Origin of the sequence: Saccharothrix longispora (assembly GCF_030852425.1) — a bacterium.
In the GTDB taxonomy this organism is placed as follows: domain Bacteria; phylum Actinomycetota; class Actinomycetes; order Mycobacteriales; family Pseudonocardiaceae; genus Actinosynnema; species Actinosynnema longispora.
Genome location: NZ_NSDM01000011.1, coordinates 22,787 through 47,531, shown reverse-complemented (window position 1 = coordinate 47,531; position 24,745 = coordinate 22,787). Strand labels below are relative to the sequence as shown.

Sequence of the window (24,745 nt, the reverse complement as noted above, 5' to 3'; positions counted from 1 at the left end):
GACCCCGTCGGATCGACACGTCGGTCAGATCTCTTCCCGGATCTTCTCCGGCACGTCGATCCGCAGGGTGAACCTGCCGGTCGGAGGGGGCAGCGGCTGGCCGCGGCGGAAGAAGCGGACCCGTCGCGGGTCCTCCGCCTCGGCGCGCATCGCCGCCAGGTCCGCCTCGGTCGGGACGCGGGCGACGGACGGCCCGGGCCGGTGGTCGAGCGGCGGCGCGGGCGGCAGGTGCTCGTCGGGCAGCGGCGGCGCGTCGAGCCGGCAGGCGACGAGGCCGGGCGTGTCCGGGAGGTCGGGCGGGAACGACTCGCCCGGCCAGTGGTAGTCGAGGTCGTCCGGCACGTCGGGGAACAGCGGGCGGTAGTGCTCGGGGTCCTTGCGCAGCAACGACGACCGGTGGCTGCGGTGCAGCCTCGCGTCACCCAGCCAGGGCGGCAGCAGGCCCTCGCGCAGGCACCACGACCAGGTCGGCTCCCGCCCGCCGTGGTAGTCGAGGAGCACGGCGCGCACGCCGTCCCGGTGCCCGCGCCGCCGCCACTCGTCGCACACCGCCACGCCGTAGGCGACGAGGGCGGGCGTGAAGCCGCGCCACATCACGACCGCCGGGTGCCGCTTCCAGCCGTACTCGGGCCAGACCAGGGCCCGCAGGACCTGGAGCGTCTCGACCCGCTGCTTGCCGAGGCGTCGCGTGTCCAGCGCCGCGGCGCTGCGGCCGAACGTCGGGTACGGCAGGAACGTCTGCACGCGCCCCGGTTACCCCGGTCGGCGGCCGGCACGCGCGATTACAAGAGACCGCCGGGCTGTTACCCTGATCGGGTGGAGTTCCAGCGCGCGCGCAGGCCCGAGCAGGTGGCCGAGCGGCGTCGCGCGATCCTCGGGACGGCGCGCGCGATGCTGCGGGAACGACGGGTGGCGGACATCAGCCTGCGCGAGCTGAGCGACCGGGTCGGTCTGGCCAAGTCGAACGTGCTGCGGTACTTCGACAGCCGCGAGGCGATCTTCCTGGCGGTCCTCGACGAGGAGTGGGGCGCCTGGCTGGACGACGTCGAGCGACGCCTGCCCGACGCCGGGGGACCGGTCGCGGTCGCCACCACCGTCGCGTCGTCCCTGGTCGGCCGGGACCTGCTGTGCGAGCTGGTCGCCGGCATGGCGGGCGTGCTGGAGCGCAACGTCCCCGTGGACTCCGCGCGCGCGTTCAAGCTCCGCGCGCACGCCCGCACGACCCGGCTGGCCGACCTGGTACGGGCCCGCCTGCCGGTCCTGGACGAGGTCGGCGCGCGGCACTTCGCGCACGCGGTGCTCGTCATGACGGCCGGGCTGTGGCCGTACGCGAACCCCACCGAGGCGGTCGCCGTCGTCCTGCGCGAGATGGGGTCGCCGCCGGCGGCCGAGCTGTTCGCGACCGGCCTCACCGAGGGCCTGGTCAACCAGCTCGTCGGCCTGGTGGCCCGCGCGGGGGGCGTCGCCGACTACAGTGCCTGCCCGTGAAGGCACTCGTGGTCCGCGGCGGCTGGGCCGGGCACTCGCCCGTGGAGGCGACCGACGCGTTCCTGCCGTTCCTGCGCGACGCCGGGTTCGCGGTGGACGTGTCCGACTCGCTGGAGGCCTACGACCCGGCGCTGCCGTCCTACGACCTCGTCGTGCAGTGCTGGAGCGACGGCGAGCTGAGCGACGACCAGTTCGCCTGCCTGGAGGCGGCGGTGCGGTCGGGCACGGGCCTGGCCGGGTGGCACGGCGGGCTGGTCGACGCGTTCCGGGGCTCGCGCGGGTACATGCGGCTGGTCGGCGGCCAGTTCGTCGCGCACCCCGGCGACTTCGTGGACCACCGGGTGGAGATCACCTCGACCCACCCCGTGGTGGCGGGCCTGTCCGGGTTCGCACTGCGGACCGAGCAGTACTGGGTGCTGGCGGACGGGCTCAACGACGTGCACGCCACCACCACGTTCGCGCCGGCGGACCCGTGGCACGCGCCGCTCACCGTGCCCGCCGTGTGGACGCGCCGGTGGGGTGCGGGGCGGGTGTTCGCCTGCACGGTCGGGCACGCGCCGGAGGACCTGGCGGTGCCGCAGGTGCGCACCATCGTCGAGCGCGGCCTGCTGTGGGCGGCCCGCGCCCGGGGCTGACCGGTTCGGGCGCCGACCCGGTTCAGGCGGTGTCGGCGGGCAGCGCGGCGGGTTCGGAGTCGGCGAGGTTCTCGGGCAGCCGCAGGCCCTCGTGCAGCGGGACCAGCTCGGACTGGAGCACGAGCGCCGCCGCGCCGATCGCCGACGCCGTGGCCGCCGACCGGGACAGGCGGACGTCCACGGCGTGCGCGGCGCGGGAGAAGAAGGCGCGGTCCAGCTCGTCGCGGACCACCGGCAGGTAGACCGAGCCCGCGATGGCGAAGCTCGGGCCGGTGAGCACCACGACCTCCAGGTCCATGATGTTCGCCAGGGTCCGCGTCGCGACGGCGATGTACCGCGCCGAGCGCTCCAGGATCGCCAGCGCCGACGGCTCGCCGCGCCGCGCCGCCCGGCTGACCGCCGCGAAGTCCGACGACACCGACCTGGACCGACCGGTGAGACCGGCCGACCGGGCCAGCGCCGCGTCCGCCCTGGCCGCCGCCACCACGGACGCCGGGCCCGCCAGGGCCTCGACGCACCCGCGCGCGCCGCACCAGCACTCCGGGCCGTTCGCGTCGACGCAGATGTGTCCGACCTCGCCCGCGTTGCCGCTGCTGCCCCGGTAGGTGATGCCGTTGATGACCAGGCCCGCGCCGATCCCGGTGCCCATGTAGAGCGCCGCCGAGATGGCCGTGCCGCCGATGCCGCCCGACCAGTGCTCGCCGAGCGCGGCGGCGGTGGCGTCGTTGTCCAGGACCACCGGCAGGCCGGTCGCGGCCTGCAACGCCTGGTCGAGCGGGAAGTCCTCCCACTTGCGCATGGACGGCGGGGTCAGGCCCATCCCCGTGGTCGAGCCGAGTGGGCCGGGGGAGACCAGGCCGAGCCCGAGCACCCGGTTGTGGTCCACGCCCACGCCGTCGACGAGGCCCCGGACCTCGGCGGCCATCCGCTCGACGACGGTCCGCGGCTCGGCCGCGCCCGCCCCGGCCCGTGAGATGCGCGCGACGACGGACCCGCCCAGGTTCGTCAGCACGTACGTGATGCCGGCGTGGTCCAGGTGCACGCCCACCGCGTAGCGGGCGGAGTGGTTGAGCTGGAGCAGCACCCGCCGCTTGCCGCCGGTGGACTCGGCGCGCCCGGTCTCCACGACCAGGCCCTCGTCGATGAGCTTGCGGACGACGGTCGAGATCGTGGCCCCGGTGAAACCGGTGGCGTTGATCAGGCCGACCCGGCTGATGGTGCCCGCCGCGCGGACCACGTCGAGCACGGCGGCCTTGCTGCTCGCGTGCCGCGTCGCCCGCGCCGGTCCGCTCACCAGGTCCCCCGCGTCCGTCTTAGTTCGTTCGTCGGACGAAGGGTAGCAACTTGGCCGGCAGATGACCGCCAGGTGTTGACTTCGTTTCTTCATTGACTTAACAATCTCGGGCAACGCGGGACCGCGGCCGGTCTCGGGCCACGAGAGGAATCAACGATGTTCCTGAAGGCAAGGCGCCCCTCCCGAGCGCGCACGGCGGCGGCCGGGCTGGCCGCGGTGGCCATGCTGGCGACCGCCTGCGGCGGGTCGGACCAGGCGAGCGACACGGACAAGGACACGCTGATCGTCTACACCGGGCAGTCCGGTGACTGGCAGATCAACTTCAACCCGTTCTCGCCCACCACGCTGGAGGGCCCGGGCACGATCTTCGAGCCGCTGTTCTTCTTCAACAACATCCGCGACGTCGAGCCGCGCCCGCGCCTGGGCAGGAGCTTCACCTGGAACGCCGACGGCACGAAGCTCGACGTGGTGCTCCGCGACGACGCCACGTGGACCGACGGCGAGAAGTTCACCGCCGAGGACGTCGTCTTCACCCTCGACATGGTCAAGAAGAACGCGGCCATGAACGGCACCGGCTACAAGGGCACCGCCACCGCGGTCGACGACACCACCGTCACCATCACGTTCGACGAGCCGTCGTTCATGGAGGGCCCGCAGGTGCTGGGCCGCATCTGGATGGTCCCCGCGCACAAGTGGAAGGACCTCGCGACGCCCGCGACCGACGTCGTCAAGGAGCCCGTCGGCACCGGTCCGTTCCAGCTGGAGGACTTCAAGGCGCAGGCGTTCACGCTCAAGGCCAACCCGTCCTACTACGACGGCGAGCCCGCGCTGAAGAAGGTCCGCTACCTCGCGCTGTCCGGCAACCAGTCCGGTGAGGCCGCCCTGCGGCAGGGGCAGATCGACTGGCAGACCGGCCCCGTGCCGGACATCGCCGACGTCGAGAAGAACTACCCCGGGTACAAGGCCATCACCGTCCCGATGAACCAGACGGCCCTGTTCACCTGCTCGAACGCCGCGCTGGGCTGCCAGGGCCCGCAGACCGACGTGGCCGTGCGCAAGGCGATCTACTACGCGATCAACCGCACCCAGGTCAACCAGCTGGCCTTCGAGAACACCTCCAGCGAGATCTCGCCCGGCGCCGCGCTGCTGGAGCGGGACGAGGACGTCGTCTCCGCGAAGCTCCAGGAGAGGTCCGCCCCCATGCAGCCGGACGAGGCCAAGGCCGCCGCGCTGCTGGAGGCCGCCGGCTACGCCAAGGGCGCCGACGGCGTCTACGCCAAGGACGGCAAGCCGCTGGCCATGACGCTGAAGGTCGTCGCCGGCTGGACCGACTACATCACCGCCGTCGACACGATGACCCAGCAGCTCCAGAAGGTCGGCATCAGGATCACCGCGCAGCAGGTGTCCTGGAACGAGTGGTCCGACGCGCGCGGTCGCGGCGAGTTCGAGCTGCTGATCGACGCCCTGCACCAGGGCCCGGCGCCCGACCCGTACTACAACGCGTCGTACTTCTTCAGCACCGCCACCACCGCCGCGGTCGGCGAGGTCGCGAACCCGAACTTCGCGCGCTTCTCCAACCCGGCCGTCGACGCCGCGCTCACCTCGCTCAAGGGCGTCGACCCGAAGGACGCGGCGGCCCGGCAGCCGTACTTCGACACCATCCAGACCGAGATCGAGAAGGCCATCCCGTACATCCCGGTGCTGACCGGCGGGACGACCAGCGAGTTCAACGCGAAGAAGTTCACCGGCTGGCCGACGAAGGACGACCTGTACTCGTTCCCGGCCGTCTGGGCGCGCCCGGAGCACTCGGAGATCTTCCTCAAGCTCAAGCCCGCCGGTCGGTGATCGCGCACTAGGGAACAGGCGGACCGATGAGGTACTACGCACGGAAGTTCGCGTTCTACCTGGTCGCCCTCTGGGCGGCGCTGACGCTGAACTTCTTCATCCCGAGGCTCATGCCGGGCAACCCGGTGGACATCCTCATGGCGAAGCTCGCGCAGCGGGGCGGAACCGTGGACCCGTCGGCCCGCAGGGCGTACGAACTGCTGCTCGGCACGAACAGCGGCGAGTCGCTCGTCACCCAGTACTTCTCCTACCTGGGCAACATGGTCCGCGGTGACCTGGGCATCTCGGTGTCGGCGTTCCCGACCCCGGTGTCCGAGATCATCGCGGAAGCGCTGCCCTGGACGCTCGTGCTCGTCGGCATCGCGACGTTCCTGTCGTTCGCCTTCGGCATCGTCCTGGGTGCGTTCGTCGGCTGGCGGCGCGGCACCTGGCTGGACGGCCTGGTGCCCGCCACCACCGTGCTCGCCGCCGTGCCGTACTTCTGGCTGGCGCTGATCCTGGTCGCCGTGCTGGCCTCGGCGCTGGGCTGGTTCCCGCTGCTCGGCGGCTACGACGTCGTCCTGTCGCCGGGCTGGGACGCCGACTTCATCGGCTCCGCGATCCACCACGGCACGCTGCCCGCGCTGACCATCGTCATCTCCTCGGTCGGCGGCTGGCTGCTGGGGATGCGCAACATGATGGTCTCCGCGACGGCGGAGGACTACGTGCTGACCGCCCGGGCCAAGGGCCTGCGCGACTCCCGGATCATGATCAGGTACGCGGCGCGCAACGCCGTGCTGCCGTCCGTGGCGGGCTTCGCGATCTCGCTCGGGTTCGTGGTGTCCGGGTCCGTCATCACCGAGCAGGTCTTCTCCTACCCGGGCATCGGCTCCAAGCTGCTCCAGGCCGTGCAGAACAACGACTACGCCCTCATGCAGGGCATCTTCCTCGTGATCACGGTCGCCGTGCTCGGCGCGAACCTCGTGGTCGACCTGCTCTACGCCGTCATCGACCCGCGCACCCGCGTCAGCGGCTGAGAAGGAGAGCGGACACCGTGACCAACCTCAGTCCCGTGACCGTCGCGCCGCCGCGCGGCCGCTCCGGCTGGCGCTCGATGCTGCCGCGCTGGTCGCCGAAGCTGGCGATCGGCCTCGGCCTGATCGTCGTCATCACCCTCATCGGCCTGGTCGGGCCGCTCGTCGTGGGGGACCCGAACGCCATCCGCGACATCGGCCTCACCCCGCCCGGCGGCGAGTTCTGGCTCGGCACCACGCTGACCGGCCAGGACGTCGTCGCCCAGATCGCCCACGCCACCCGCGGCTCGCTGTACCTGGGGCTGCTGGTCGGCGTGATGGCGACGTTCCTGTCCGCGCTGTTCGGCATCGTCGGCAGCTACGTCGGCGGGTACGTCGACGAGGCGTTCTCGCTGTTCTCCAACGTCATGCTGGTGATCCCAGGCCTGCCGCTGGTGATCGTGATCTCCGCGTTCGTGCCCGCCGACCAGCGCGGCTCCTGGACGATCGCGGTGGTGCTCGCCATCACCGGCTGGGCCGCGTCCGCCCGCGTGCTGCGCGCCCAGACGCTGTCGCTGCGCAACCGCGACTACGTGGCCGCGGCCCGGGTCGCGGGCGAGAAGCCGTGGCGCGTCATCACCGTCGAGATCCTGCCCAACCTGCTGCCGCTGCTGGCCTCGCAGTTCGTGTTCTCCGTCATCTACGCGATCCTCAGCGAGGCCGGCCTGTCGTTCCTCGGCCTGGGCGCGTCCAACTCGTCCACGCTCGGCACGATGCTCTACTACGCGCAGAACGGGTTCGCCCTCCAGCGCGAGGCGTGGTGGTGGTTCGTCCCGCCAGGCCTGATCATCGCCCTGTTCGGCTGCGGCCTGTCGCTGGTCAACTTCAGCATCGACGAGATCATCAACCCGAAGCTGCGCGACATCCCCCGCCGCCGGGAGGCCGACGTCGTCCGCACGCCCGAGCCGGTGGCACGCCCGGACGACGACGTGGTGCTGACCGTGCGCGGCCTGTCGGTCGTCTACCAGGTCGACCGGCCCGTGCACGCGGTCGAGGACGTGTCCGTCACGCTGCGGCGCGGCGAGATCCTGGGCCTCGCCGGCGAGTCCGGCTGCGGCAAGACCACGCTCGCCTACGCGGTCAACCGGCTGCACCTGCCCCCGGCCGAGGTGACCGCGGGCACGGTGACGTTCCACGACCGCGAGGGCGGCGACGTCGACGTCCTGGCGCTCACGCCGGGCGAGCTGCGGGCGTTCCGCTGGTCGAAGCTGTCCATGGTGTTCCAGGGCGCGATGAACGCCCTCAACCCGGTCATCACGGTCCGGGCGCAACTGGAGGACGTGCTCACCACGCACCGCCCGGGGATGACCCGGGAGCAGCGCCGGGCCAGGTGCGAGGAGGTGCTGGAGCTCGTCGGCGTCGACGTGCGGCGGCTGACGTCCTACCCGCACGAGCTGTCCGGCGGCATGCGGCAGCGCGTCATGATCGCCATGGCCCTGCTGCTCGACCCCCAGGTCATGATCATGGACGAGCCGACCACCGCGCTCGACGTGGTCGTGCAGCGCGGCATCCTGCGGGAGATCCTGCGGCTGCGCGACGAGATCGGCTTCGCCGTCCTGTTCATCACCCACGACCTGCCGCTGCTGCTGGAGCTGGCCGACCGCATCGCCGTGATGAAGGACGGCGAGGTCGTCGAGTACGCCACCGCGCAGGAGGTGTACGAGAACCCGTCCCACCCGTACACGCGGCAGCTGCTCGACTCGTTCCCCAGCCTGACCGGCGAGCGCGGCGCGTTCGTGCGGTCCGGCGAACCCTCGGCCCCCGGAGGCGTCCGATGACCACCTTGACGGCGAACGGTCTGGTCAAGGACTTCCACGTCCGGGTCGGCCTCAAGCGCGTGAAGCTGCGCGCCGTGGACCACGTGTCGTTCACCCTCACCCCCGGCCGCACGGTCGCGCTCGTCGGCGAGTCGGGCTCCGGCAAGTCCACCATCGCCCGGATGATCGCCCGGCTGGAGAAGCCCAGCGGCGGCGACGTCGAGATCACCGCCGAGGACGGGCGGCGCGTGCCCGACCGGCGCTACCGCGACCACGTGCAGATGGTGTTCCAGGACCCGTTCGCCTCGCTCAACCCGTTCCACACCATCGCCCACCACCTCGAACGGCCCCTCAAGCTGCACGGGCGACCGCACGACTGGGACGAGGTGGTGCGGCTGCTCGACCGGGTGTCCCTGCCCGGCCGCGACATCGCCGGCCGCCGGCCGCACGAGCTGTCCGGCGGCCAGCGGCAGCGCGTCGCCATCGCCCGCGCCCTGGCACCCGGCGCGAAGGTCGTGGTGGCCGACGAACCCGTGTCCATGCTGGACGTGTCGATCCGGCTCGGCGTGCTCAACCTGATGGCCCGGCTCCAGCGCGAGGAGGACCTGGCCGTCCTCTACATCACCCACGACCTGGCGACGGCCCGCCACTTCTCCGACGACATCCTGGTGCTCTACAAGGGCCGGGTCGTCGAACGCGGACCCGCCGACGACGTGATCCTGAACCCGCAGCACCCGTACACCCGCATCCTGGCGTCCGCCGCGCCCAACCCGGACGCGCGCGGTCGCGCCCTCGACATCGACCCCGCCGAGGTCGAGCGCGCCGGCGCCGCCGCCGCGTACGACCACGGCACCCGGCAGTGGGAGGACGCGGCGTCATGACCCTGACCTGGTCGACCGGCGCCGTGCGGCTGCTGCTGCGGACCGACGACGACGGTCCGGTGAGCCTGCTCTCGCTGCGTCCGGACGGTCCCCCGGACGGCCCCGGCGTGCCGCTGGTCGAGGTGCAGGCCCACGGGCACGGCCGGTTCCCCGGCAGCCACCGCTACGCCGACACCACGATCGGCGCGCGGCTGCGGTACCGGGACCACTCGGCGTCGGCGGACGAGCTGCGCGTGGTCCAGCACGACGACGTGACGGGTCTCGTGGTCACCTCGGTGTTCCGGGGCGTGGCCGACGTGCCCGCGGTGACGGCGTGGACCGAGGTGGCGGTCACCGGCGAGCCGGTGCACCTCCAGGCCGTCACGTCCCTGTCCACCGGGGCGTTCCTGGTCGACTCCGGTCGTGCGGTCGACGAGCTGGACCTGGTGCACGGCGACTCGGACTGGGTCGCCGAGTCCCGCTGGCACCGCACGCCGCTGCGCGAGGCCGGCCTGGTCCCGATGGACCCGACCGCGCACCACCACGCCTCGCGCAGCCGGTTCGCGCTCACCTCGCGCAGCTCGTGGTCCACGGGTGAGCACCTGCCGTCCGGCGCGCTCGTGGCCCGGGACGACAGCTGGGCGCTGTCGTGGCAGGTCGAGCACAACGGCGCGTGGCACTGGGAGGTCGGCGAGACCGTCGACGGGGCGTACCTGGCGCTGCTCGGCCCGGCGGACGGCGAGCACCAGTGGGCGAGGGTGGTGACCCGCGACCAGCCCTTCACCACCGTCCCCGTGTCGCTGGCCATCGCCCGCGGCGGGGTGGACGAGGCGTTCGCCGCCCTGTCCCGGCAGCGGCGGGCCACGCTGCGCGACCGGCGCGCACCGGAACTGCCGGTGATCTTCAACGACTACATGAACACGCTGATGGGCGACCCGACCACGGAGAAGCTGCTGCCGCTGGTCGACGCGGCGGCCGACGTCGGCGCGGACGTCTTCTGCGTCGACGCGGGCTGGTACGACGAGGACGGCGCCTGGTGGGACAGCGTCGGCGAGTGGCAGCCGTCGCGCACCCGCTTCCCCGGCGGGCTCGGCGAGGTCACCGACCGCATCCGGTCGCACGGCATGGTGCCGGGGCTGTGGCTGGAACCCGAGGTCGTCGGCGTCCGCTCCGCCCTGGCCCGGACCCTGCCCGCCGACGCGTTCTTCCAGCGGCACGGCGCGCGCGTCGGCGAGCACGGCCGGTTCCACCTGGACCTGCGCCACCCGGCGGCGGTCGCGCACCTGGACGAGGTGGTCGACAGGGTGGTGCGCGACTTCGGCATCGGCTACCTGAAGCTGGACTACAACATCATGCCGGGCGCGGGCACGGATGTCGGCGGCCTGGCGCCGGGCGACGGCCTGCTGGGCCACAACCGCGCCCACCTGGCGTGGCTGGACGGCGTGCTGGCCCGCCACCCGGCGCTGCTGATCGAGAACTGCGCGTCCGGCGCGATGCGGATGGACTACGCGATGCTGTCCAGGCTGCACGTACAGTCCACATCGGACCAGCAGAACCCCTTGCTGTACCCCAGGATCTCCGCCGCCGCGCCCGCGTCCGTGCTGCCCGAGCAGTGCGGGAACTGGGCGTACGCACAGCCGGGGATGAGCGTCGACGAAGCGGTCTTCACCCTGGCCACGGGCATCCTGGGCAGGCTCTACCTGGCGGGTCGGGTGGACCTGATGGACGAGGGGCGACGGGCTCTGGTGCGGTCAGCGGTGGACGCGCACAAGGCACTGCGGCCGGAGATCGCGGCGTCCGTCCCGTTCTGGCCCCTGGGCCTGACCTCACCTCCCGGTCCGTGGGTGGCGACGGGCCTGCGCGCCGGGTCGACCTACCTGACCCTGTGGCGCCTGCCCGACGCGTCACCCGACGTCGCCCTGCCCGTGCCGCACCTGCGCGGGCGGGCCGTGGAGGTCACGCCGGTGTTCCCGCTGTCCACGCCGTCGTGGTCGTTCGACTGGGACGCGGACGGAGGTGTCCTGCACGCCTTCCACGACGGCACCGCACCGGCTGCCGTCGTGGTCAGGCTGTGACCGTCACGCGGCCACGGGGGCGAGGGCCGGTGTGGGTGGTCGGTGGAGCAGGTTCTGGCGTGCCTCTGTGCGGGGTGGGTGTGTCGGGGTGGGATGAAGGTCGGTGTCCCGCCGGTGGTGGTGATCCGCCGGTGTGTGTGGTGGATGAGTGTGTGGTGGGTGTGGCAGGGCAGGGCGAGGTTGTCCAGGTCGGTGGTGCCGCCGTCGGCCCGGTGTTGGATGTGGTGGGCGTCGCACCACTGGGGTGGTCGGTGGCAGTCGGGGAAGGCGCAGGCCCGGTCGCGGGCGTGCAGCGCGCGGCGTTGGGCGGTGCTCACGGTTCGCTTGGCGCGGCCGGGGTCGAGTACTTCGGAGTCGCCGCCGAGGACGACGGGGAGGACTGTGGCGTCGCAGGCGGTGCGGCGGGCTTGGGCGGCGCTGAGGTGGTGGTCGCTGTCGAGCACCGCGTGCCCGACGCCCCGGCGGAGGGTGTCGTGGTCGATGGTGACGCTGATGTGCGGCCGTTCTCCGGCTTCGGTGGGCAGGTCGCCCGACCGCGAAGCCAGTGCGATCAGGTCGGCGAACGCCTCACCGCGCCGTCGTGCCGCGTCGCGGGGGCCGTCCGGGTGGGGTGTGGGGAGTGGTTCGAGCAGTGCGGTGAACCGCGCGCCGGTCTCGGCGGACAGTTCGCCGAAGAATTCGAGTCGTCCGCCGGGCAGGTCGCGCAGGTGCAGTGTGTCGCCGGGTGTGGCGGCGGGTTCGTCCACTTCGTCCACGCGGTCCTGTTCGGCGCGGTCGCGAATCCGGTCGGCGAGTTGCCGCACCGCTTTCGGTTCCGCCGATCGCGCGGCCTCGACCAGGATCTCCTCCGACCCCTCGGGCAGGCGCAAAGCGATGGCTCGCGCCAATTCGGTCAGGTGTCCGTCGGAGAGTTCTCCAGCACCGCCCCGGTCACGGGGTGCAGGGGTGGGAGTGGTTGGCCGGTGGGGCTGGTGGAGGGCAGGAAGAGGGTCGCCTGCGTCGTCCACCGCTTCACCTCCCGCGTGTCGGCACGCACCAATCGCCGATAGGTGTCGGTGTCAAGCCCGCGCCGCGGCTTCGGTCTCGGCGATGGCGGCGAACACACCATCGTCGGAGAGCAGCGCGGGCGACACGTCCATGAATCCAGGCTATTCGAACACCGGTTCCCGTTTCATCACTCGATCAGGCGTCAAATGATGTCGGTTCACACCGCCGTCGCCCGCAGCAGCACCAACCTCTCCGGGTACTGCACCGGGGTCTGCACGCCGGCCGACCCGAGCACCCGACCCGGCAGCGTCACCCCCGAAGGCGTCCACCACGGCAGCCGCACGCCCCAGTCGTCCGCGTTCCCGCCCGGCACGTCACCGGGCGCCAGGGGCCGCACGTGGTAGCGGCGGTCGGGCGAGAGGCCGGGCAGCCGCACCGGACCGGGCGGGTAGTAGGCCGACGTCGCCACCGACACCACGGCGAACACGGCGTCCGACCCGTCCTCCGCCACCACGCCGTGCACGTCGACCGCCGGGTCCGGGTGGTCGCCGTGCACGGCGACCCCGGTGTGCAGCAGCCCGCGCAGGGACTTGTAGAGCGCCACCCACTCCCGCAGCCGGTCGAGGTCGGAGGGCGACGCCGCCGTCAGGTCCCACTCGATGCCGAAGTGCCCGAACAACGCCGTGCCGGCCCGGAAGTCCAGCGGGTGGCTCCGGTGGGTCGTGTGCGACGTCCCCGCGCCGACGTGCGTGCCCATCAGCTCCAGCGGGATCAGTGCGTTCGTCCACCGCTGCGCGGACTGCCGCTCCAGCGCGTCGATGCAGTCCGACACCCACACCCGGTCGGTGCGCTCCAGCACCTCCAGGTCCACCCGCGCCCCGCCGGACGAGCACGACTCGATCTCCACGCCGGGGTGGCGGGCGCGCAGCTCGTCGAGCAGCCGGTACACGGCGAGCGTCTGGCCGTGCACGCCCGCGCGGCCGGTCGGGCGGTGCCCCGCGTCGACGAGGTCGCGGTTGTGGTCCCACTTCAGGTACGACACCGGGTAGGTGGACAGCAGGTCGTCCAACCGCTCCAGGACGTGCGCGTACGCCTCCGGCCGGGCCAGGTCGAGCACCTGCTGCGACCGCGCGGGACGGGGAAGCCGGTCGCCCGCCGCCATGAGCCAGTCCGGGTGCGCCCGCGCCAGGTCCGAGTCGGGGTTCACCATCTCCGGCTCGACCCAGATGCCGAACTGCATGCCCAGGCCGGTGACGTGGTCGGTCAGCGGCGTCAGGCCGTCGGGCCACACCTCGTCGGACACGTACCAGTCGCCCAGCCCGCGCTTGTCGTCGCGGCGCGAGCCGAACCAGCCGTCGTCGAGCACGAACCGCTCCGCGCCGACCGACGCCGCCGCGTCCGCCAACGCGGTCAACCGGGCCAGGTCGTGGTCGAAGTACACCGCCTCCCACGTGTTCACCACGACCGGGCGCGGCGAGGACGGGTGCGACGGCCGCGACCGCAGGTGCCGGTGGAACCGGGCGGACACCTCGTCGAGGCCCACGCCCCACGACGCGTACTGCCACGGCGACGTGTACGCCTCACCGGGCGCGAGCACGACCTCGCCGGACAGCAGCAGCTCGCCCGACCCGAGCAGTGACACCGAGTGGTAGGTGCGCTCGGCGAACGTGCGGTGGTTGCCGGACCAGGCGGTGTGCACGGCCCACACCTCGCCGGAGCGGTTGCCGAAGCCCGCCGTGCCCGCCGCGAGCAGGTACGCCGAGTCGTAGCCGGTGCGGCCCGTCCTGTTCTCCCGCACGCGCAGGCCCTGCGTGAACGCGGTCCGCTGCGGGCTGCGCTCGCGCCCCCAGCGGCCGGTGAAGTCCAGCAGCTCCACGGCCTCGGCGGGCACGGGCAGCGTCAGGTTGACCGCGTCCACCGCGAACGGCCCCGTGCCGGTGTTGGTGAGCGCGGCGCGTTGCCGCAGCAGTCCCGACGGCAGCAGTTCGACCGTCAGCTCCAGCTCCAGCCCGGCCGCCTCGTCCACCGCGCGCACCACCGGCCCGTCCACCGACAGGACGCGGAACGCGGTGGAGAAGTCGCGCCCGGCGCGGTTGCCGACGATGCCGGGCGTGCCGAGCCAGCCGGCCGACTGCTCGGGCAGCACGGCCACGTCCACGGCGCCGTCCACGGAGAAGCCGATGGGGTGCGGCGACCGGGCCAGCACCACCGCGTCGAGTTCGGACTCGGAGAGCGCGCCCAGGTCCGCGCCCCAGTGGCGGACCCGGGGGAGGGTGCCGTCGGTGAAGTCCAGCACCAGGCTCACCCCCGCCGCGCGCAGGTGCCTCACGTCTGCCACTTGTGGCCTTCCTCTCTGGTGGTGAACCTCGTTGACTTACTTTAGTTGCTGGCGTAAGAATCGCCATACCTTGGTGTTCACAGGGCAGAAACCCACCGTCGCCGCCGGAAAGAGGAACGATGATCCGTACGACCTTGCACGACGGGTGGCGTGTGAGCGCGGTGGGCGGGCCGGTGCCGGCGGACGTCGCGGGTCGCGAGGTCCCGGCCGCCGTCCCCGGCAGCACGCACCTCGACCTGCTCGCGGCGGGTCTGATCCCCGAGCCCTACCTCGACACGAACGAGTCCGAGCTGGTGTGGATGCACCGCGCGGACTGGCGCTACGCCACCACGTTCGAGGCCGACGGGCCGCGCGACGGCGAGGCGGTCGAGCTGGCGTTCGACGGCCTGGACACCGTCGCCACCGTCGAGCTGAACGGCCGGGTCCTCGGCCGCACCGCCAACATGCACCGGTCGTACCGCTTCGACGTGCGCGACGCCCTGCGCGACGGCGCCAACGAGCTGGTCGTCACGTTCCGCTCCGCCCTCGCCCACGCCGAGGAGCAGGAGGAGGCGCTGGGCCGCCGCGACCGCGCCTACGGCCACCCGTTCAACGCGGTGCGCAAGATGGCCTGCTCGTTCGGCTGGGACTGGGGCCCCGACCTCCAGACCGCGGGCATCTGGAAGCCGGTGCGGCTGGAGCGCTGGTCCGCCGCGCGCTTCCGCGAGGTGCGCCCGCTGGTCACGGTGGACGCCGGCGGCACCGGCCGGGTCGAGGTGCACGTCGCCGTCGACCGCGCCGGAGCCGACCGCGCCGGAGCCGACCGCGCCGGAGCCGATGGCGCGGCCGGCGCGGACCTCGTCGTCGTCGCCTCGGTCGGCGGCGTCGAGCGGCGGGTCGCGGTGGACGGCGACACCGCCGTGGTGGCCGCCGAGGTGCCGGGCGTCGACCTGTGGTGGCCCGTCGGCTACGGCGACCACCCCCTCTACGACCTGCGCGTCACCCTCGAAGCGGACGGCGTCGAGGTCGACGCGCGGGACCGGCGCGTCGGTTTCCGCACGATCACCGTGGACACCGAACCCGACGAGGTCGGTTCGCCGTTCACCTTCGTCGTGAACGGCGTGCGCGTGTTCGCCAAGGGCGCCAACTGGATTCCCGACGACCACTTCCTCACCCGCGTCACCCGCGACCGCCTGGTCCGCCGCGTCGAGCAGGCCGTGGACGCCAACATGAACATGCTCCGCATCTGGGGCGGCGGCATCTACGAGACCGAGGACTTCTACGACGTCTGCGACGAGCGCGGCGTGCTGGTCTGGCAGGACTTCCCGTTCGCCTGCGCCGCCTACGCCGAGGAGTCCCCGATGTGGGAGGAGGTCGAGGCCGAGGCCCGCGAGAACGTCGCCCGGCTGACCTCGCACGCCTCCCTGGCGCTGTGGAACGGCAACAACGAGAACCTGTGGGGCTACCAGGACTGGGGCTGGCAGGAACAGCTCCAGGGGCGCACCTGGGGCCTGCGGTTCTACGAGGAGCTGCTGCCCGCGATCGTCGCCGAGCTGGACCCGACCCGGCCGTACTCGCCGGGCAGCCCGTACAGCCCCGGCGACCTGCACCCCAACGAGGACACCCACGGCACCCGGCACGAGTGGGAGGTGTGGAACCGCCTCGACTACACCCACTACCGTGACTTCACGCCCCGCTTCTGCTCCGAGTTCGGCTTCCAGGGCCCGCCCACCTGGGCGACGCTCACCACATGGGTGCACGACGAGCCGATGACGCCCACCTCGCCCGGGTTCCTGCTGCACCAGAAGGCCGAGGACGGCAACGGCAAGCTGGACCGGGGCCTCGCGCCGCACCTGCCGGCGCCCCGGTCGTTCGAGGACTGGCACTGGGCGACCCAGCTCAACCAGGCCCGCGCCGTCGCGTTCGGGATCGAGCACTTCCGCTCGCACTGGCCGCGCACGGCGGGCGCCGTCGTCTGGCAGCTCAACGACTGCTGGCCGGTGACGTCGTGGGCCGCCGTGGACGGCGACGAGCGCCCCAAGCCGCTCTACTACGCGCTGCGGCACGCCTTCGCGCCGCGCCTGCTCACCGTGCAGCCGCGCGACGGCCGGGACGCGCTGCTCGCCGTCAACGACACCGGCGCGGCCTGGACCGGTGAGGTGGCGGTCACGCGGCAGACGTTCGCGGGGGAGGTCCTGGCGGCGGCTACGATTCCGCTCGACGTGCCGGCGCGGTCGGTGGCGACGCTGGAGCTGGCGGAGGACCTCGTGACGCCCACCGACCCGAAGGGAGAGGTGCTGGTCGTGAGCACGGCCGACGCGCGCGCCGCGCACGTGTTCCTGGAGGACCTGGAGCTGGCCTACCACCCCGCCCCGCTGTCCGCCGAGGTCACCCGGGTCGACGGCGGCTACCGGGTGGACGTCGCCGCCTCCTCGTTCGCCCGCGACGTCGCCCTGCTGCCGGACCGGGTCGCCGAGGACGCCGTCGTGGACGACGCCCTGGTCACGCTGGCCGCGGGCGAGTCGCACTCGTTCCTGGTGCGCACCGCCGCGGAGCTGGCCGACCCGACCGCGCTCACCGGCCCGCTGGTGCTGCGCTCCGCCAACGCCCTGAGCGCGGTGCGGACGTGACCACCGGCTCCGCCTCCACCCGTTCGGTCGGCCTCGTCCTGGCCCGCCCCGCGCGGCTGCTGGGCGCGGAGCCGTTCTTCATGGAGTTCATCGCGGGCATCGAGGAACGGCTGGCGGAGGACGACCGCTCCGTCCTGCTGCACGTCGTGGGCACCGAGGACGCCGAGATCGCCGCCTACCGCCGGTGGGCGGCGGGCGGCGTGGTCGACGCGGTGGTGGTCGTGAACCGCACCGTCGACGACCACCGCCCGGCCGTCCTGCGGGAGATGGGCCTGCCCGCGCTGTTCGTCGGCGAACCGGACGAGCTCGCCGTGCCCGCCGTCCGCTCGGACGACGCCGGACCGGTCCGCGAGGCCCTCGCGTACCTGCTGGAGCTGGGCCACCGGCGGATCGCCCGGGTCACCGGCCCGGAGACCCTGCTGCACACCAGGGCGCGCACCGCCGCGCTCCTGGAGGGGTGCGCGCGGGCGGACGTCGAGCCCGTCGTGCTGGAGGGCGACTACTCCGAGGAGTCCGGGGCGAAGCTCACCGCGACCCTGCTCGACGCCGCCGAGCCGCCCACCGCGATCCTCTACGACAACGACGTGATGGCCGTGGCCGGCCTGGGCGTCGCCAAGGAACTGGGCTTCGCCGTGCCCGAGCGGCTCAGCCTCGTCGCCTGGGACGACTCGTCGCTGTGCCGGCTGGCGTCGCCCGCGCTCACCACCATGAGCGTGGACGTGCACCAGTTCGGCGTCACCGTCGCGGAATCGGTGCTGGAGCTGGTCGGCGGCGGCGACGTCGCCGAGCGCTGGTCGCCCACCGCGACGCTCGTCCCGCGCGCCAGCACGGCCGCACCGCACCAGGGGAGACCATGACCCACCAGCCCGCCGCCGACCGCTACGAGTCCATGCCCTACCGCCGGTCCGGCCGCAGCGGGCTGAAGCTGCCCGCCGTGTCCCTGGGCCTGTGGCACAACTTCGGCCACGACAAGGCGCTGGACGGCCAGCGCGCGATCCTGCGCCGGGCGTTCGACCTGGGCGTGACGCACTTCGACCTGGCGAACAACTACGGCCCGCCGCCCGGCAGCGCGGAGGAGAACTTCGGCCGGCTGTTCGCCCTGGACCTCGCGGCGCACCGGGACGAGATCCTGGTCTCCACCAAGGCCGGGTACGACATGTGGGAGGGCCCGTACGGCGAGTGGGGCTCCCGCAAGCACCTGCTGTCCTCGCTGGACCGGTCGCTGCGCCGGCTCGGCCTCGACCACGTGGACGTCTTCTACCACCACCGGCCGGACCCGGACACGCCGATCGAGGAGACGATGGGCGCGCTCGACCACGCCGTCCGCTCCGGCAAGGCGCTCTACGCCGGCATCTCCAACTACTCGGCCGAGCAGACCCGCGAGGCCGCGGCGGTGCTGCGCGGGCTGGGCACGCCGCTGCTGATCCACCAGCCGTCGTACTCGATGTTCAACCGGTGGGTCGAGGACGGCCTGCTGGACGTGCTGGCCGAGGTGGGCGCGGGCAGCATCGCGTTCTCGCCGCTGGCGCAGGGCGTGCTGACCGACCGCTACCTCCACGGCATCCCCGCGGACTCCCGCGCGGCCGGCTCGTCGCCGTTCCTCGCCGCCGACCGGCTCGACGAGGCGACGCTGGCGAAGGTGCGGGCCCTGAACGCCGTCGCCGAGGGGCGCGGTCAGACGCTGGCGCAGCTCGCCATCGCGTGGGTGCTGCGCAACGTCACCTCCGCGCTGGTGGGCGCGTCGAGCGTGCGGCAGCTGGAGGACAACGTGGCGGCGACCGCGCGGTTGGACTTCACGGACGACGAACTGGCCGAGATCGAGCGCCACCTGTGACGGCGGAGCGGTGATCAGGACCGTCCAGGTAGGACTGGGCGCGTGGGGCACCGACTGGGCGGTGCGCGTCCTGCCCGAGGCGCCGGAGCTGGCCGCGGTCGGCTTCGTGGACACCGACCCGTTGCGGCGCGCGGAGTTCACCGCGCTGACCGGCGCCCCGGCGTCGGCCGCCGTCGACTGGTCGGCCGACTTCGACGCGGTCCTGGTCACCACCTCCCTGGGCGCGCACGGCCCGCTGGCGCGGACCGCCCTGGAGGCGGGCAGGCACGTGCTGCTGGAGAAGCCGTTCACGCTGGACCCGGCCGAGGCGGTGGAGCTGGTCGAGCTGGCCGAGTCGCGCGGCCTGGTCCTGCTGGTGTCCCAGAACCACCGCTTCTTCCCGGCGGTCGCGGTCGCGAAGGAGGCGCTGGCGCACGTCGGGCAGGTCCGCAACGCCCGCGTGTCGTTCCGGCGCGACCACCGCTTCCAGGCGCTCGGGCCGTCACCGGACACCTCGGTCCTGCACCAGTTGGCCGCGCACCACTTCGACCTGGTCAGGCACCTGCTGGCCGAGGTCGTCGCGGTCACCGCCCACCGCTGGCGGCGCGGTCAGGACCCGGACGCGCTGCTGTCGTCGTTCTCCGCGACCCTGGAGCTGGTCGGTGGCGCGCTGGTCGAGTACAGCGCGTCGACCAGCAGCCAGGCGACCACCACGCCGTGGTCCGGCGAGTGGGTGATCGAGGGCGACGGCGGCGCGGTGGAGTGGTCGGGGGAGAGCCTGGTCAACCTGTCCCGCGTGACGGTGCACCGGGCCGGCCTGCCGCCGGAGACCGTGCCGGTGGACGCCCCGCCGTCGAAGGCGGGCGTGGGCGACCGCGTGGCCGTGGTGCGGGACTTCGCGGACGCCGTCCACGAGGGCCGGGCGTCGTCCCTGTCCGGCCGGGCGAACCTGGGCACGGTGGCCGTGCTGCTGGCGGCCTGGGACAGCCTCGAACGGGGCGGCGCCCGCGTCGAGGTGCGCGTGCCGGGCACCGGGTGAGCCGGGGGCGGTGACCCGGCGGCCGTGTGTCCGGAGTGGACCGCGACGGCGCGGAGCGGGTGCGGGGGGTGCGGTCGGAGGACGAGCCGCAACGCCCTTGACGGAACTTTACTTAACCGCTTAACTAAGTTCCATGTGCCACGCACCCGATCCCGTCGCGGTCGCCCTCGACATCGGCGGCACGAAGCTCGCGGCGGCCCTGGTCGGGCCGGACGGCACCGTGCTCGCCCGCCGCACCGCGCCGACGCCCGCCGGTGACGCGGGGACCGTCTGGCGGGCGCTCGCGGGGGTCGTGACCGAGGTGGCCGACCGCGCCGCCGTGCTGGGGCGCGAACTCCTGGGCGTCGGCATCGCCTCGGCGGCGCCGATGGACCTGCGCGCGGGCACCGTCAGCCCGGTCAACATCCCCGGCTGGCGCGACTTCCCCGTCACCGCGCACGTCGCCGGACTCCTCCCCGGCCTGCCGGTGCGGCTCGGCGGCGACGCGCTGTGCATGGCGCTCGCCGAGTACCACCACGGCACCGGGCGCGGCAGCGCGTGCCTGCTCGGCATGGTCGTGTCCACCGGCGTCGGCGGCGGGTTCGTGTTCGACGGCCGGCCCCACTTCGGCACCACGGGCAACGCCGGGCACGTCGGCCACTTCGTGGTCGACCCCGCCGGGCCGCTGTGCGGGTGCGGCGCGCAGGGCTGCTCGGAGGCCGTCGCCAGCGGCCCGGCGATGGTGCGCTGGGCGCTGGAGCAGGGGTGGCGGCCGCTCGGCGGCACGGCCGACGGCGTCGCGCTCGCGGCGTCGGCGCGGGCGGGCGACCCCACCGCGCGGGCGGCGTTCCGGAGGTCCGGCGAGGCGGTCGCCCGCGTCGTCACGGTGGCCTCGGCGCTGTGCGAGATCGACCGGGTGGTGATCGGCGGCGGCGTGGCGCAGGCCTGGGACCTGCTCGAACCCGCCGTGGTCGAACCGCTGGCCGCCTACTCGGGGCTGGACTTCATGCGCCGGGTCGAGGTCCGACCGGCGACGCTGGGCGTGGACTCGGGGCTGATCGGCGCCGCCGCGCTGCTCGCGGGCGACCGGGCCCCGTCGCTGCCGGTCGGGATCTGACGTGCGGGGGAGTGCCGTGCGCAAGCTGGACGCCGTCGTGCGCGAGTACCACTGGGGCTCGCGGACCGCGCTCGCGGAGATGCGCGGCGAGCCGTCGCCGAGCCCGACGCCCCAGGCGGAGCTGTGGGTCGGCGCGCACCCCGACGACCCGTCTCGACTGGCGGGCTGCGGCGTGCCGCTCGACGCCCACCTCGCCGCCAACCCGGCCGGCCTGCTCGGGCCGGCGAGCCTGGCCGCGTTCGGTCCCCGGCTGCCGTTCCTGCTGAAGGTGCTGGCCGTCGACGCGCCGCTGTCGCTCCAGGTGCACCCGGACCGCGAGCGGGCCCGGACCGGGTTCGCCGAGCACGGCTACCGCGACGACCGCGGCAAGCCCGAGGTGCTGGTGGCGCTCACCGACTTCGAGACGCTGTCCGGCTTCCGCGACCCCGCCGCGACGCGGGCGCTGCTGCGCGAGCTGGGCGTCCCCGGGCTCGACCCGATGCGCGCCGCGCTGGCCGCGGGCGACACCGCGGGCGCGCTGCGCTGGGCGCTGCGCGAGGGCGGCGCCGTGGTCGACGAGGTGGCGCGGGCGGCGGCGGGCGTGCCCGCGCTCCGGCACGTCGCGGACCTGGCGCGGGTCCACCCGGCGGACGCGGGCGTGGTCGCGGCCCTGCTGCTGAACGCGGTGGTGCTGGAGCCGGGGCAGGCCGTGTACGTGCGCCCGGGCGTCCTGCACGCCCACCTGCGCGGTGTCGGCGTGGAGCTGATGGCCAACTCGGACAACGTGCTGCGCGCGGGTCTCACGCCCAAGGCCGTCGACGTGCCCGGCGTGCTGTCGCTGCTCGACCACCGCTCCGGTCCGGCGGAGGCGCCGGTCGTCGAGGTGGACGGTCCACTGAGGACCTACCGCACACCGGACCCGGAGTTCCGGCTGCACGCGGTGCGCGCCGGGGCCGTGCTGCCCGGCGACGGGCCGCAACTCCTGCTGTGCACCGGCGGTTCCGTCGTGGTCGCCCGAGACGGCGAGTCGGTCGTGCTGCGCGGCGGCGAGTCGGCGTTCCTGCCGCACGACCCGGCGAACGCGGCGTCGGTGACCGGTGACGGCGAGGCGTTCTGGGCCACCGTCGGCGGGTGACCCCCGGCGTGCCGCACGGGGTCGCGGTGGTCGGGGGCACCACCGCGACCCCGTGCGCGACCCCGTGCGCGACCCCGTGCGCGGGACCGTTCCGGGTGACGAGCCGCCGCCTACTGGAACACGACGTCGCTGCAGAGGTAGTACGCCTGGTCCATGTGGCTCGCCTGCCAGATCGTGAACACCACGTGCCGGCCGGTGCGGCTGCCCGCGTTGACCTGGGCCTGGTACAGGCCCGTGGTGCCGTAGCGACCGGTGGAGGTCACGAGCTCCAGGTCGCTCCAGCGCAGCGGCTGGGTGGCCGTGTTGACGCCCTGGCGGGTGATGTAGATGCGGAGGTAGTCCGCACCGTGCTTCGCCTGGTCCGTGATGGTGAGCGTGAACTGGCGCGGCTTCGTGGTGGTGTTCCACGCGCCCACCGTGTCGAGCGCCCGGTACCGGCCGCTCTCGGCGAGACCGCCGCTGCACAGCTGGCCGTTCGGCAGGGCGCCCTGGTGGTTGCCCCCGACACCGTTGCGGTACAGGCCGTTCCAGTTCCACATCGCGTTGGGGTCGGCCTTCCACGCCTGGGCGCACATGGGGTCCGTCTGGCCCATGTTCGGGTTCAGGTGGTCGCTGCCCCAGCGCTGCCAACAACCGTAGTTGCGCGACGGCGGGTCGGTCACCGACCCGTGCGCACTGGCGACGCCGGTTGTGCCGATGAGGGCCACGACGGTGGCGGCGAGGACCGCCAGGACCGAGGTGAAGACGCCGAGCACCGTGCGGAGACCGCGTCTGAAGGTCATGAGTCCTCCACGTTGAGGATGTACCGACTACCGGACTGGGAGCGCTCCCAGTTCCCCAAGGTAGCGAACCGGACACCTTCTGTGAACCCCGGACGCGTACGAAGCAGTTGCGTGGACGGCTGCCCCGGACGGCCCACCCGCACGGCGTCGAACCGGCCGACGGACCCCCCCGACCTACCGGTAGTAGTAGCCCTCGACGGCGGCACGCGCCTCGGCGAGCACGTCCGCCCCGCCGTGCCCGTCCGGCCCCTCGGTCGGCACGGCGGGGAAACCGCCCCCGGGCTTGAGCGCGCCCAGCTGCGCGCCGGACAGCGCGAACACCACGCGGCCCAGCCCGGAGCGCTCGATCGCGCCCGCGCACATCCCGCACGGTTGGCAGCTGGTGAACATCGTCGTGCCCGCCGCGACCTCCGGCGACAGCTCACGCGCCGCCCACCGGGCCAGCTTCAGCTCCGGGTGCGCGGTGATGTCGTCGTCCACCAGGCTGGTGTTGCGCTCCTCGGCCAGCACCCGGCCGTCCGGGCCGACCAGCAGCGACCCGAACGGCGGGTTGCCCGACGCACGGGCCTCCCGCGCCAGCTCGACCGCACGTCGCAGGCTCATCCGAACTCCTTCCGCACGGTCGCGAGCGCCTGCCACGCGACCTCCGGGTGCCGGGTCTCGTCGGGGTCGCCGACGAACGGGTCCAGCACCACCTCCTCCGCCCCGGCGGCCAGCAGCGCCGCCAGGTCGTCCACCACCTGCCCGGTCGAACCCTCGCCGAGCAGCCGCCGCTCCCCGTCGACCGCGGACCCCAGCCTCAGCAGGACGCGCGGGGCGGGCGCGGGCACGGGCCGCTCCTCGCGGTCGGCGATCGCCCGCAGCCGCGCCAGCGCGTCCCGGAACGCGGCGGGCGTCAACCGCAGCCCGTGCCACGCGTCGCCGAACCGCACGGCCCGCCGCAGCGCCGCGTCGGAGTGCCCGCCCACCCACACGGGCACGTCCGGCGCGTGCTCCCGCACCACCGCCAGCCCCTCGTCCGTGAGCCGGCCGCGCGCCTCGAACGGCACCCCCAGCGCGGCGTACTCCTGCCGCGCCCAGCCGACGCCGACGCCCAGCGCGAACCGTCCGCCGGACAGGTCCGCGAGGTTGGCCGACATCCGGGCCACCAGCAGCGGGTGCCGGTAGGGCAGCACCACCACGCTCGTGCCGAGCCGCAGCCGCGAGGTGACCCCGGCGAGCCACGCCAGCGCGGTGAACGGCTCGTAGAACGGCGCCGGGTACTGCTCGGCCACGTCGGGGGTGATCACCACGTGGTCGGACAGGAACAGGGAGTCGAAGCCCAGCCCCTCCACGGTCAGGGCCCAGCTCCGCAGCACCTCCGGTGAGGTGCCGGGGCCGAAGTTCGGGACGTTCACACCGAGTCGCACCCCACCAAGGCTAGGCGCGAGGGCTCCACCGGTGAAGGGACCGTCCACGGTCCGCACGGCCCGGGGCCGTGGAATCCACGGTAGGTTGGCCGGATGGCCGTGAACCTCGACGCCACCGACTGGGCGATCCTGACCGAGCTGCAACGGGACGGCCGCCTCGCGCTCACCGAGCTGGGCCGCCGGGTCAACCTCAGCGCGTCCGCGACCACCGAGCGCCTGCGCCGCCTGGAGTCCACCGGCGTGGTCACCGGCTACCACGCCGAGGTGGACCTGGCGAAGGTCGGCTACGCCGTGCTGGCCGTCGTGCGGCTGAAGTACCCCGGCAACCGGCACGAGCCGCTGCGCGCGCTGCTCGCCGAGCGCGGCGAGGTGCTGGAGTGCCTGCGCACCACGGGCGACGACTGCTACACCCTCAAGGTCGCCGCCACCTCCATGGCGCACCTGGAACGGGTGGTGGACGAGCTGATGGCGTTCGGCAGCACCACCACGAACATCGTCTACAGCCGGACCCTGCCCTACCGGGGCGTGTCGTCGCCCGACGCGCCCCGGTAG

At 73.4% G+C, this 24,745-nt stretch carries 20 protein-coding genes and 1 pseudogene; 14 read left to right on the top strand and 7 right to left on the bottom strand.

The window, feature by feature from the left end:
* Nucleotides 1-24: 24 nt before the first annotated feature.
* Nucleotides 25-744 carry an MSMEG_6728 family protein gene (locus CKY47_RS24125; protein WP_306748341.1) on the bottom strand — a complete coding sequence of 240 codons (720 nt, stop codon included), beginning with the start codon at nt 742-744 and terminating at the stop codon, nt 25-27.
* Nucleotides 745-816: 72 nt separating this feature from the next.
* On the opposite strand from CKY47_RS24125, the gene CKY47_RS24120 reads away from it, so the two are divergent.
* Entirely contained in the window at nt 817-1,488 is a 672-nt protein-coding gene (locus CKY47_RS24120; RefSeq protein ID WP_306748340.1) for a TetR/AcrR family transcriptional regulator, read from the top strand.
* Nucleotides 1,485-2,123 carry a ThuA domain-containing protein gene (locus CKY47_RS24115; RefSeq protein ID WP_306748339.1) on the top strand — a complete coding sequence of 213 codons (639 nt, stop codon included), beginning with the start codon at nt 1,485-1,487 and terminating at the stop codon, nt 2,121-2,123. Before CKY47_RS24120 ends, CKY47_RS24115 begins: the two co-directional genes overlap by 4 nt.
* Nucleotides 2,124-2,145: 22 nt before the next feature.
* Here CKY47_RS24115 and CKY47_RS24110 read toward each other — a convergent pair whose 3' ends face one another.
* The gene (locus CKY47_RS24110; RefSeq protein WP_306748337.1) at nt 2,146-3,417 is read right to left on the bottom strand and encodes an ROK family transcriptional regulator; all 1,272 of its coding nucleotides are present in this window, start codon (nt 3,415-3,417) and stop codon (nt 2,146-2,148) included.
* 156 nt (nt 3,418-3,573) lie between these two features.
* On the opposite strand from CKY47_RS24110, the gene CKY47_RS24105 reads away from it, so the two are divergent.
* Genes CKY47_RS24105 through CKY47_RS24085 form a run of 5 tightly spaced genes read left to right on the top strand, consistent with a single transcriptional unit; the run spans nt 3,574 to nt 11,006 of the window.
* On the top strand, nt 3,574-5,262 hold the full coding sequence (locus CKY47_RS24105; RefSeq protein ID WP_306748336.1) for an ABC transporter substrate-binding protein: 1,689 nt from the start codon (nt 3,574-3,576) through the stop codon (nt 5,260-5,262).
* Nucleotides 5,263-5,288: 26 nt separating this feature from the next.
* The gene (locus CKY47_RS24100) at nt 5,289-6,278 is read left to right on the top strand and encodes an ABC transporter permease (RefSeq protein WP_306748335.1); all 990 of its coding nucleotides are present in this window, start codon (nt 5,289-5,291) and stop codon (nt 6,276-6,278) included.
* A 17-nt stretch (nt 6,279-6,295) separates the two neighbouring features.
* The gene (locus tag CKY47_RS24095; protein WP_306748333.1) at nt 6,296-8,092 is read left to right on the top strand and encodes a dipeptide/oligopeptide/nickel ABC transporter permease/ATP-binding protein; all 1,797 of its coding nucleotides are present in this window, start codon (nt 6,296-6,298) and stop codon (nt 8,090-8,092) included.
* Nucleotides 8,089-8,952 carry an ABC transporter ATP-binding protein gene (locus tag CKY47_RS24090; RefSeq protein ID WP_306748332.1) on the top strand — a complete coding sequence of 288 codons (864 nt, stop codon included), beginning with the start codon at nt 8,089-8,091 and terminating at the stop codon, nt 8,950-8,952. Before CKY47_RS24095 ends, CKY47_RS24090 begins: the two co-directional genes overlap by 4 nt.
* Nucleotides 8,949-11,006, top strand: a complete 2,058-nt coding sequence (locus CKY47_RS24085) for a glycoside hydrolase family 36 protein (RefSeq protein WP_306748331.1) — start codon at nt 8,949-8,951, stop codon at nt 11,004-11,006. Before CKY47_RS24090 ends, CKY47_RS24085 begins: the two co-directional genes overlap by 4 nt.
* Nucleotides 11,007-11,344: 338 nt before the next feature.
* Here the strand turns inward: CKY47_RS24085 and CKY47_RS36955 are convergent.
* Both CKY47_RS36955 and CKY47_RS24075 read right to left on the bottom strand, forming a co-directional pair.
* Nucleotides 11,345-12,013: pseudogene (locus CKY47_RS36955) on the bottom strand (DUF222 domain-containing protein); the annotation flags it as partial.
* Nucleotides 12,014-12,210: 197 nt separating this feature from the next.
* On the bottom strand, nt 12,211-14,331 hold the full coding sequence (locus CKY47_RS24075) for an alpha-galactosidase (RefSeq protein WP_306748328.1): 2,121 nt from the start codon (nt 14,329-14,331) through the stop codon (nt 12,211-12,213).
* Nucleotides 14,332-14,450: 119 nt separating this feature from the next.
* Here CKY47_RS24075 and CKY47_RS24070 point away from each other — a divergent pair, with 119 nt between their 5' ends.
* From CKY47_RS24070 to manA, 6 genes are all read left to right on the top strand, one after another.
* On the top strand, nt 14,451-16,940 hold the full coding sequence (locus CKY47_RS24070) for a glycoside hydrolase family 2 protein (RefSeq protein WP_306748327.1): 2,490 nt from the start codon (nt 14,451-14,453) through the stop codon (nt 16,938-16,940).
* The gene (locus CKY47_RS24065; RefSeq protein WP_306748326.1) at nt 16,937-17,797 is read left to right on the top strand and encodes a LacI family DNA-binding transcriptional regulator; all 861 of its coding nucleotides are present in this window, start codon (nt 16,937-16,939) and stop codon (nt 17,795-17,797) included. The genes CKY47_RS24070 and CKY47_RS24065 overlap by 4 nt, the downstream gene beginning before the upstream one ends.
* Entirely contained in the window at nt 17,794-18,774 is a 981-nt protein-coding gene (gene mgrA / locus CKY47_RS24060) for an L-glyceraldehyde 3-phosphate reductase (RefSeq protein ID WP_306748325.1), read from the top strand. The genes CKY47_RS24065 and mgrA overlap by 4 nt, the downstream gene beginning before the upstream one ends.
* Before the next feature lie 10 nt (nt 18,775-18,784).
* A complete protein-coding gene (locus tag CKY47_RS24055) occupies nt 18,785-19,792 on the top strand; it encodes a Gfo/Idh/MocA family protein (RefSeq protein WP_306748324.1) in 1,008 nt (335 codons plus the stop codon).
* Between the two features lie 133 nt (nt 19,793-19,925).
* Entirely contained in the window at nt 19,926-20,888 is a 963-nt protein-coding gene (locus tag CKY47_RS24050; RefSeq protein ID WP_306748323.1) for an ROK family protein, read from the top strand.
* Between the two features lie 16 nt (nt 20,889-20,904).
* Nucleotides 20,905-22,002, top strand: coding sequence for a mannose-6-phosphate isomerase, class I (gene manA, locus CKY47_RS24045; RefSeq protein WP_306748322.1), 1,098 nt, complete (start codon nt 20,905-20,907; stop codon nt 22,000-22,002).
* Between the two features lie 110 nt (nt 22,003-22,112).
* Here manA and CKY47_RS24040 read toward each other — a convergent pair whose 3' ends face one another.
* The 3 genes from CKY47_RS24040 to CKY47_RS24030 all read right to left on the bottom strand — a co-directional run bounded on the left by CKY47_RS24040 (nt 22,113) and on the right by CKY47_RS24030 (nt 24,193).
* Nucleotides 22,113-22,784, bottom strand: a complete 672-nt coding sequence (locus CKY47_RS24040) for a lytic polysaccharide monooxygenase auxiliary activity family 9 protein (protein ID WP_306748321.1) — start codon at nt 22,782-22,784, stop codon at nt 22,113-22,115.
* A gap of 174 nt (nt 22,785-22,958) precedes the next feature.
* Nucleotides 22,959-23,387 carry a nucleoside deaminase gene (locus tag CKY47_RS24035; RefSeq protein ID WP_306748319.1) on the bottom strand — a complete coding sequence of 143 codons (429 nt, stop codon included), beginning with the start codon at nt 23,385-23,387 and terminating at the stop codon, nt 22,959-22,961.
* Nucleotides 23,384-24,193: an LLM class flavin-dependent oxidoreductase gene (locus tag CKY47_RS24030; RefSeq protein WP_306748318.1), complete on the bottom strand. Its 810-nt coding sequence runs from the start codon at nt 24,191-24,193 to the stop codon at nt 23,384-23,386. Before CKY47_RS24030 ends, CKY47_RS24035 begins: the two co-directional genes overlap by 4 nt.
* A 93-nt stretch (nt 24,194-24,286) precedes the next feature.
* Here CKY47_RS24030 and CKY47_RS24025 point away from each other — a divergent pair, with 93 nt between their 5' ends.
* Complete coding sequence (locus CKY47_RS24025; protein WP_306748317.1) at nt 24,287-24,745, top strand: Lrp/AsnC family transcriptional regulator; 459 nt, start codon at nt 24,287-24,289, stop codon at nt 24,743-24,745.